General features: G+C 48.6%; 6 protein-coding genes, 1 tRNA gene and 3 rRNA genes. 4 read left to right on the top strand and 6 right to left on the bottom strand.

The features are described from left to right. The 4 genes from AC6EMZ_RS12485 to rrf (AC6EMZ_RS12470) all read left to right on the top strand — a co-directional run. Window positions 1–104: ribosomal RNA gene (locus tag AC6EMZ_RS12485) — 23S ribosomal RNA — on the top strand; the annotation flags it as partial. 97 nt (window positions 105–201) lie between these two features. Then, a 5S ribosomal RNA gene (gene rrf, locus AC6EMZ_RS12480) occupies window positions 202–317 on the top strand. 15 nt (window positions 318–332) lie between these two features. Beyond that, window positions 333–408: transfer RNA gene (locus tag AC6EMZ_RS12475), tRNA-Thr, on the top strand. A gap of 42 nt (window positions 409–450) precedes the next feature. After that, window positions 451–566, top strand: a 5S ribosomal RNA gene (gene rrf / locus AC6EMZ_RS12470). A gap of 50 nt (window positions 567–616) precedes the next feature. On the opposite strand, the gene AC6EMZ_RS12465 is transcribed toward rrf (AC6EMZ_RS12470), so the two are convergent. The 6 genes from AC6EMZ_RS12465 to AC6EMZ_RS12440 all read right to left on the bottom strand — a co-directional run bounded on the left by AC6EMZ_RS12465 (window position 617) and on the right by AC6EMZ_RS12440 (window position 8873). Continuing rightward, the gene (locus AC6EMZ_RS12465; RefSeq protein WP_498402808.1) at window positions 617–1375 is read right to left on the bottom strand and encodes an amino acid ABC transporter ATP-binding protein; all 759 of its coding nucleotides are present in this window, start codon (window positions 1373–1375) and stop codon (window positions 617–619) included. Window positions 1376–1382: 7 nt separating this feature from the next. Next, window positions 1383–2486 (bottom strand): amino acid ABC transporter permease, encoded by a 1104-nt coding sequence (locus AC6EMZ_RS12460; RefSeq protein ID WP_498402835.1) that lies wholly within the window; start codon window positions 2484–2486, stop codon window positions 1383–1385. 9 nt (window positions 2487–2495) lie between these two features. Then, entirely contained in the window at window positions 2496–3677 is a 1182-nt protein-coding gene (locus tag AC6EMZ_RS12455) for an amino acid ABC transporter permease (protein ID WP_498402834.1), read from the bottom strand. Between the two features lie 65 nt (window positions 3678–3742). Further along, entirely contained in the window at window positions 3743–4768 is a 1026-nt protein-coding gene (locus AC6EMZ_RS12450) for an amino acid ABC transporter substrate-binding protein (protein WP_498402806.1), read from the bottom strand. A 480-nt stretch (window positions 4769–5248) separates the two neighbouring features. Further along, on the bottom strand, window positions 5249–5470 hold the full coding sequence (locus tag AC6EMZ_RS12445; protein WP_006178893.1) for a lipoprotein: 222 nt from the start codon (window positions 5468–5470) through the stop codon (window positions 5249–5251). Between the two features lie 292 nt (window positions 5471–5762). Beyond that, window positions 5763–8873: an efflux RND transporter permease subunit gene (locus AC6EMZ_RS12440; protein WP_498402805.1), complete on the bottom strand. Its 3111-nt coding sequence runs from the start codon at window positions 8871–8873 to the stop codon at window positions 5763–5765. Window positions 8874–8881 lie beyond the last annotated feature (8 nt).

Here is an 8881-nt window from a genome sequence, read left to right as displayed (position 1 = left end):
GAGTCCTGAAGGAACGTTGAAGACTACGACGTTGATAGGTCGGGTGTGTAAGCGCAGCGATGCGTTGAGCTAACCGATACTAATGAACCGTGAGGCTTAACCTTACAACGCCGAAGATGTTTTGGCGAAAAGACAGACATCATTTTCAGCTTGATAACAGATTAATTGATATGCAGAGATGCGTGTTGATAACAGAATTTGCCTGGCGGCTTTAGCACGGTGGTCCCACCTGACCCCATGCCGAACTCAGAAGTGAAACGCCGTAGCGCCGATGGTAGTGTGGGGTCTCCCCATGTGAGAGTAGGGAACTGCCAGGCATCAAAATTTAGAGTGCTGATATGGCTCAGTTGGTAGAGCGCACCCTTGGTAAGGGTGAGGTCCCCAGTTCGACTCTGGGTATCAGCACCACTTAATACGTGGTTGAAGTTCGGCACATAGTAAAAGAATTTGTCTGGCGGCTTTAGCGCGGTGGTCCCACCTGACCCCATGCCGAACTCAGAAGTGAAACGCCGTAGCGCCGATGGTAGTGTGGGGTCTCCCCATGTGAGAGTAGGGAACTGCCAGACATCAATTAAGTGAAGAGGCCATCCGAAAGGATGGCCTTTTTGCATTGGTATTAATGGATAACTTGCGATAAAAACGCACGCGTACGTTCTGATTTAGGATGTGCGAAAAATTCATCCGGTGGCGCTTGCTCGACAATTTCACCTCTATCCATAAAGATTACCCGGTCCGCAACTGTCCTGGCGAACCCCATCTCATGTGTAACGCAGAGCATTGTCATACCTGATTGGGCAAGGCCCACCATTGTATCCAGTACTTCTTTCACCATTTCTGGGTCGAGAGCTGATGTGGGCTCATCGAACAACATAATTTTGGGTTTCATACAAAGCGAACGAGCGATCGCCACACGTTGTTGTTGCCCGCCTGATATTTGTCCCGGGAATTTATTCGCATGCTCAGCTATGCGAACACGTTCCAGATAGTGCATTGCCAGTGCTTCAGCTTCTTTCTTCGACATCTTTTTAACCCAGATCGGGGCTAGCGTGCAGTTTTGCAAAACGGTCAGGTGTGGGAATAAGTTGAAATGTTGAAATACCATTCCCACTTCCTGCCGGACGCGTTCGATGTTGCGAATGTCTTCATCCAGTTCAATTCCATCTACCACAATACGTCCTTGCTGATGCTCTTCAAGATGGTTAATGCAACGTATCGTTGTGGATTTCCCTGAGCCAGACGGCCCACATAAAACGATACGCTCTCCTTGCCGCACCTTAAGGTTAATATCTTTTAACACGTGAAACTGCCCGTACCACTTATTGACGTTTTCCAGGGTAATCATCGCGTCAGCGGGGGTCATCGTAATTTTGCTCATACATTCCTCAGTGCGGTGTACGCCCGGTGTTAAAGCGCTTTTCCAGATGTTGGCTATAGCGCGACATGCTAAAACAGAAAATCCAGTAAACAAGAGCGGCAAAAACATAGCCTTCAGTCGACATACCAAGCCAGACTGGGTCGACCGTGGCCTGCTGCACACTACTGAAGAGGTCAAACAGGCCAATAATGATGACCAGACTGGTGTCTTTAAAGAGTGCGATAATGGTGTTCACCAGCCCTGGAATAACCAGTTTGAGTGCTTGCGGTAATATCACCAGTCCCTGCGTCTTCCAGTAACCAAGCGCCAGCGATTCAGCTGCTTCATATTGACCTTTCGGTAGAGCCTGAAGTCCGCCACGAACCACTTCGGCGACATAAGCGGACTGGAATAAAACGACTCCGACAAGGGCGCGAATCAGTTTATCGATTGTTGTCCCTTCAGCCATAAAAAGCGGCAACATGACGGAAGACATAAACAGCACAGTGATTAACGGTACGCCGCGCCAGAATTCGATAAAGAGTACCGAAAGCACGCGCACTACGGGCATGGTCGAGCGACGCCCGAGAGCGAGTAAGATGCCCAACGGTAGTGCGCCGGCTATTCCTACAGAGGCGATAATCAGCGTCAGCGTCAACCCACCCCATTGGCGAGTTTCGACTTGCTCCAGCCCCAGAATCCCGCCATATAGCAGTAGCCAGACAACCAACGGATAAATCACCGCCCAGCCAGCAATATATCGGCCACGATGCGGCATGCGTTTCCAAAACATTGGCGCGATCGATATCAAACCAATAATCAGCGCCACATTAATACGCCAACGCTGATCGTGCGGATACAACCCATACATGAATTGACCGAAACGCTCGTGGATAAATACCCAACATGCGCCCGCTTTCGTGCAATCGGCGCGTGTGGAACCCACCCAATTAGCCTGGAAGAGTACCCAATTAAATAACGGAGGAAGCAGTTGCCACATCAAACCTATGCAGATAATTGTCAGCAGACTGTTACTCCACGAGGAGAACAAATTTTTGCGCGCCCACGCAATGAATTGCCAATTTCCTTTGCTGGACGGACGCGGGGCGTGTGACAGTACGGCTTTTGTCATCATGATTCCTTAGCGCTCAACCAGTGCAATACGACGGTTATAAATATTCATCAACAAGGAAATCGTCAGGCTGATCATCAGATAAACCGACATTGTGATGGCGATGGTCTCGATAGCTTGACCGGTTTGGTTAAGCACCGTTCCTGCGAACAGTGACACCATATCGGGATAGCCAATCGCGGCAGCAAGTGAGGAGTTTTTTGCGATATTGAGGTACTGGCTGGTTAGTGGGGGGATTATCACGCGTAAGGCCTGCGGAATAATTACCTGGCGTAGCGTCACTGGGTTTGGTAATCCCAGCGATCGTGCTGCCTCATGTTGTCCATGGGGAACTGCCTGAATACCCGACCTGATAATTTCAGCAATAAACGCAGAAGTATAAATTGATAAAGCGAGCGTCAATGCTGCCAGTTCAGGAATCAGCACCATTCCTCCGCGGAAGTTAAACCCACGAAGTTGTGGAATATCCCAATGTAAAGCCGCGCCGAAAACCCAGTGTGCGAGTAGCGGTAAACCCACTATCAGTGCTACTCCAACTGGCCACGTCCTGCGAAGTTGGCCGGTCTTTATCTGAAGTGCGCGGTTATAGCGAAACAATCCGACAAATATTGCGATAGCCATAACAATGGCGGCGATAAATGCATAAACTCCCTCGCCAGATAATGGCGACGGGATGTAAAGTCCACGATTACTTAAGAAAAACAGATCAAAAGCATCTACTGCCTGACGTGGGCCCGGTAAGTTACGAAGGACTGCAAAATACCAAAAAAAGATCTGCAGTAGCGGGGGAATATTGCGGAACGTCTCAATATAAATTGTTGAGAGTTTACGTAATAGCCAGTTTTCTGACAGACGTGCCAGACCCAGGAAAAAGCCAAGAAAAGAGGCAAATACAATACACAACGCCGAGACAAGCAGTGTATTGAGCAAACCGACGAGAAACACTCGGCCGTATGTATCTCCTTCCTGATAGTCAATTAAGTGCTGCACAATTCCAAACCCTGCACTGCGATCCAGGAACGCAAAGCCGGAGGTAATACCGCGGTTGCTAAGATTAGTCACCGTGTTGTGAATTAAATAAATCGCGACAACCACGACGGCGACAATAGCTATGATTTGAAATAGCCAGGCGCGAACCGCGGGATGAGAAAAGGAAAGTTTTCCTTTTACGGCTGAGCGGCGATGGGGCATAAAAACCTCGGTAACCATGACTCTGGACTGGGCACTACATGTGCAGTGCCCGTTACAGCTACTGCTTAACGTACTGGCGGAGCGTACTGAATGCCGCCATTGTTCCAGAGATTATTCTGGCCGCGTTTGATCTTCAGTGGGCTCTCAGATCCAACGTTACGCTCGAAGATCTCAGCATAGTTACCCACGTGTTTGATGATGTTATAAGCCCATTTATTATCGAGCTTAAGATCTTTGCCGTAGTCACCTTCTTTACCCAGAAGATGCGCCATATCCGGAGTCGTCGGATTTGCGGCTTTTTCATCGACATTTTTCGAGTTAATGCCCATCTCTTCTGCGTTCAGCATGGCAAACAACGTCCAGCGAACGATTGAGAACCAGTCTTCATCGCCACGGCGAACTACCGGTCCCAGTGGTTCTTTCGAAATCACCTCCGGCAGAACGATCCATTCAGCAGGATTACTCAGTTTAATGCGCAAAGCATATAGCTGAGATTGGTCAGAGGCCAAGGTATCGCAACGGCCCGATTCCAGCGCTTTGGCGGATTCATCCGAGCGATCAAAGGTGACTGGCGTATATTTCATTTTATTGGCTTTGAAATAGTCAGCGACGTTCAACTCGGTATCAGTACCTGCCTGAATACACACGGTTGCACCGTCGAGTTCTTTAGCGCTCTTCAGGCCAGCTTTATTATGGGTAAGAAAACCGATACCGTCATAGTAAGTCACACCCGTAAATGACATCCCCATTCCTGCATCGCGGGAAGAGGTCCAGGTGGTATTACGTGAAAGCATATCCACTTCACCGGATTGCAGCGCCGTGAAGCGTTCCTTCGCGGTCAACGGGGTATATTTTACTTTAGTATCATCTCCAAAGAGAGCCGCCGCCACACCACGACACACGTCAACATCAATACCGGTAAATTTGCCGTTTGCATCGGCGTAAGAGAAGCCGGGCAGCCCATCACTAATACCACATTGTACAAAGCCTTTCTTTTTAACGGCATCCAAAGTGGTGCCTGCATGCGCCTGACTGGCTACAACAAACAACATGCCCGCAGCGGCCAGGCTGGCTATCATCGTCTTTTTCATAATGCATCCTGTGTAGCGAAATTTATCGTTATAAAGAGTCGTTTTGAAATGCTTATACCTGTCTGTGGCGTTGGCCGACGTTTATAAAGCAAACGTAATGCCAGTTTTAACATTCGGCTAAAAAGGAGATAGCAGAACGCACAATGCTGAGTGTAGACAGGGATAAATAATTTAAGCGCCCTGAAATGGTGCGAAATCACAACCTGCGCCACAAATTAGAGCAAAAGTTGATTAGGCGTGAATAAAACTAGAAGGGTAGTTTCTGAAGTGAATATTGGCAGAGTATTAAACGGCATTAATTTGTGAAAAATATCACGTTAAAATATGAAACTAAAAAATAACCGCGAAAAAGGTGTGAGAGCAATCAGATATTCATATAGGTGAGGGGATGAAAAAGAACATTTTTTTAACGTAGGAAGAAATGACTGCACTCTTTTAAAGCAAAAGCACGGGATAAACCGCACTTTTGCTTAAATCATTCTATTTAGTTAAGGCGACGATGCCCAGTGTCAGACCTGCGATAGCGGCAGCACCGCCTGCAATCGCTCCTGCTGTCTCCCAGTTATCCTGGGTAGTGCCTTTCATACAGGTATTAGTATGAACCAGTCGGCCTTGATCGTCGTATACCGGTACACACGGAGAATCGTGCGCGCAGCCAGCTAATAGCGCAGCGAGCAGTGCAACGGAAATGAATCTTTTCATGGTGTTACCTCAGAATTAAATCTCTACTCGCTATAAACCTGTTGGGTTGTTTAACGAACTGTTAGCCATTTTACCATCAGTACAAACGGAGGGAACACGAGGAATAATCTCAAATTATGTGGATTGTAAAAATAGTGGAGAAAATGCAGTGGTAATAAATATCGTCCGCACTAAAGGAAAATAAGACGATGCTATTTTTATTAGCAGACAAATTAATATTGTGACGTCAAAAAAGTTAACTTGCTGTTTAGATTGAAAAGAAAAAGGCGTCGAATGACGCCTTTTATGTTGATTATTCTACATGACGATTAAACCTTCGTCTGACAACCACGAAGAATACAGGCACGAAGAAAATCGCTAATAGCGTTGCCGACAGCATTCCCCCCATAACCCCGGTACCGACAGCATTCTGTGCGCCACTACCCGCTCCGCTACTGATAACCAGCGGCATGACGCCAAGAATGAATGCCAGAGAAGTCATCAGAATCGGACGAAGGCGCATTCGTGATGCCTCTAGCGTCGCTTCGATGATACCTTTCCCCTCTTTATCCATGAGATCTTTAGCAAATTCGACAATAAGAATCGCATTCTTGGCGGATAACCCAATGGTCGTCAGAAGACCCACCTGGAAGTAGACGTCATTATTCAGTCCACGCAGCGAAGCGGCGAGGAGGGCACCAATCACGCCTAATGGCACCACCAGCATCACGGAGAATGGAATTGACCAGCTCTCGTAAAGCGCCGCCAGACACAGGAATACCACAATCAGCGAAATAGCATATAACGCCGGTGCCTGATTGCCAGATAAACGTTCCTGATAAGACATCCCTGTCCAGTCGTAACCAATCCCGGACGGCAATTTCTGGGCGAGGTTTTCCATCATGACCATCGCTTCACCTGTACTTTTACCCGGTGCGGATTCTCCCAGAATTTCCATGGATGGCATCCCGTTGTAGCGTTCCAAGCGTGGCGATCCGGAAATCCAACGCGAAGTGCTGAAGGCTGAGAAGGGAACCATTTCTCCATTTGAACTGCGTACGTACAGATTATTGATATCACCCGGCAACATACGGAACTGGGCTTCAGCCTGCGCGTAAACCTTTTTCACGCGACCGTGATCAATAAAGTCATTAACGTAGGTCCCACCCAGTGCAGTAGATATAGTCTGATTAATATCAGATACACTGACGCCCAGAGCCTGCGCTTTCTCCTGATCGACATCCAGCTTAAATTGTGGAGTATCTTTAAGACCGTTAGGACGTACGCGAACCAACAGATCGGGATGATCTTTTACCATGCCCAGCAGCTGGTTTCGTGCCTGAGTCAGCTGAGTATGCCCTAGGTTTGCCTGATCGATTAACTCAAAGTCGAACCCTGTCGCAGTACCCAATTCAATGATCGCTGGCAAGTTGAATGGGAAGACAAGACCATCTTTTATCTGGCTAAAGGCTTTTGTTGCACGGCTCACTATTGCACCGACACCATTTTCTTTGCCCGGACGATCTTCCCATGGCTTGAGGCTCACAAATGCGATGCCGGCGTTTTGACCTTGACCACTAAAACTAAAGCCGTTAACGGTGAAGACCGATTCAACGTTTGCCTTTTCTTTAGTGAGGTAGTACTGCTGAACCTGATCCAGAATTTGCTGCGTACGCGTTTGCGTAGCACCTGCCGGCAACTGCACCATCGTCATAAATACGCCCTGATCTTCTTCGGGCAGGAATGAGGTTGGCAGCTTCAAAAAGAGTACCGCCATGCCGCCAACAATCAGTACATAGACCACCAGATAGCGGCCAGTTTTACGTAAAATCCCGCTGACGCTATTGCTGTAATGGTCCACGCTCTTATCAAAGAGGTTATTAAACCAACCAAAGAAACCGCCTTTTTTCTCATGTCCAGCAGAGGGTTGCTTCAGTAAGGTGGCGCACAGCGCTGGGGTCAGAATCAAGGCAACCAGAACCGAGAGCGCCATGGCAGAGACAATGGTCAGTGAGAACTGGCGGTAAATTGCACCCGTTGAACCACCAAAAAACGCCATAGGGATAAATACCGCTGAAAGCACCATCGCGATACCCACCAGAGCACCCTGAATTTGCTCCATGGATTTCTGCGTCGCCTCTTTTGGCGGCAAGTTTTCTTCCACCATGACGCGTTCGACGTTCTCAACCACCACTATCGCATCATCAACCAGCAAGCCAATGGCGAGCACCATCCCAAACATCGTCAGGGTATTGATTGAAAAACCAAAGGCGGCCAGTACGGCAAACGTACCCAGCAATACAACCGGCACTGCAATCGTTGGGATGAGCGTGGCGCGCAGGTTTTGCAGGAACAGGTACATCACGAGGAAGACGAGGATAATTGCCTCAAACAGCGTTTTGACAACCTCATGGATGGAGATCTTAACGAACGGCGTGGTGTCATAGGGATAGACAACTTTCAGTCCCTGTGGGAAGAAAGACTGGAGTTCCGCCAGTTTTGATTTAATAGCAGCGGCCGTATCCAGGGCGTTTGCACCCGTTGCGAGCTTAATCCCAAGACCTGTTGCTGCTTGGCCGTTGATCTTGGTCACCATGTTGTAGTTCTCACCGCCAAGTTCAACGCGAGCCACATCTTTAAGGCGAACCATCGATCCATCCTGGTTCACTTTAAGCGTGATGTTGCGGAACTCCTCCGGCGTTTTCAAACGCGTTTGCGCAATGATAGATGCATTCAACTGTTGCCCAGGTACGGAAGGTGTCCCGCCCAATTGACCGGCGGCAATCTGGTTGTTCTGGGTCTTAAGCTGATTGATGACATCCAGCGGAGTCAGCTGATATTTATTCAGTGCATTGCTATCAAGCCAGATACGCATCGCATATTGCGCGCCAAAAAGCTGCACATCACCCACGCCAGAGGTTCGGCTGATGGCATCCTTAACGTTTGAAGCCACATAGTCCGAGATATCATCCTGGGACAGATTTTTGTTATCAGAGACAAACCCTGCGACCAGCAGGAAGCTACTGCTGGACTTTTCTACACTAATACCCTGTTGCTGCACTTCTTGCGGCAGTAAAGGCATCGCCAGCTGGAGTTTGTTCTGCACCTGTACCTGGGCGATATCCGGATCGGTACCTGACTGGAAGGTGAGCGTAATGGTCACGCTTCCCGAAGAGTCGCTGGTGGACGACATGTACATAAGATTATCGATGCCGTTCATGTTCTGTTCGATAACCTGCGTTACGGTATCCTGCACCGTTTGCGCATCTGCGCCCGGATAAGTTGCCGAAACGGCAACGGCGGGTGGTGCAATAGTCGGATATTGCGCCACGGGAAGCTGGAGAATAGCCAGCCCGCCCGCAATCATCAGAATGATGGCGAGAACCCAGGCAAAAATCGGCCTTTGAATAAAGAAATTAGCCATTTTGTAAT

The organism is Enterobacter sp. SCRI0065 (assembly GCF_059766475.1).
The sequence above is the reverse complement of the archived record's forward strand: the minus strand, read 5'-3'. Positions and strand labels throughout refer to the sequence as shown.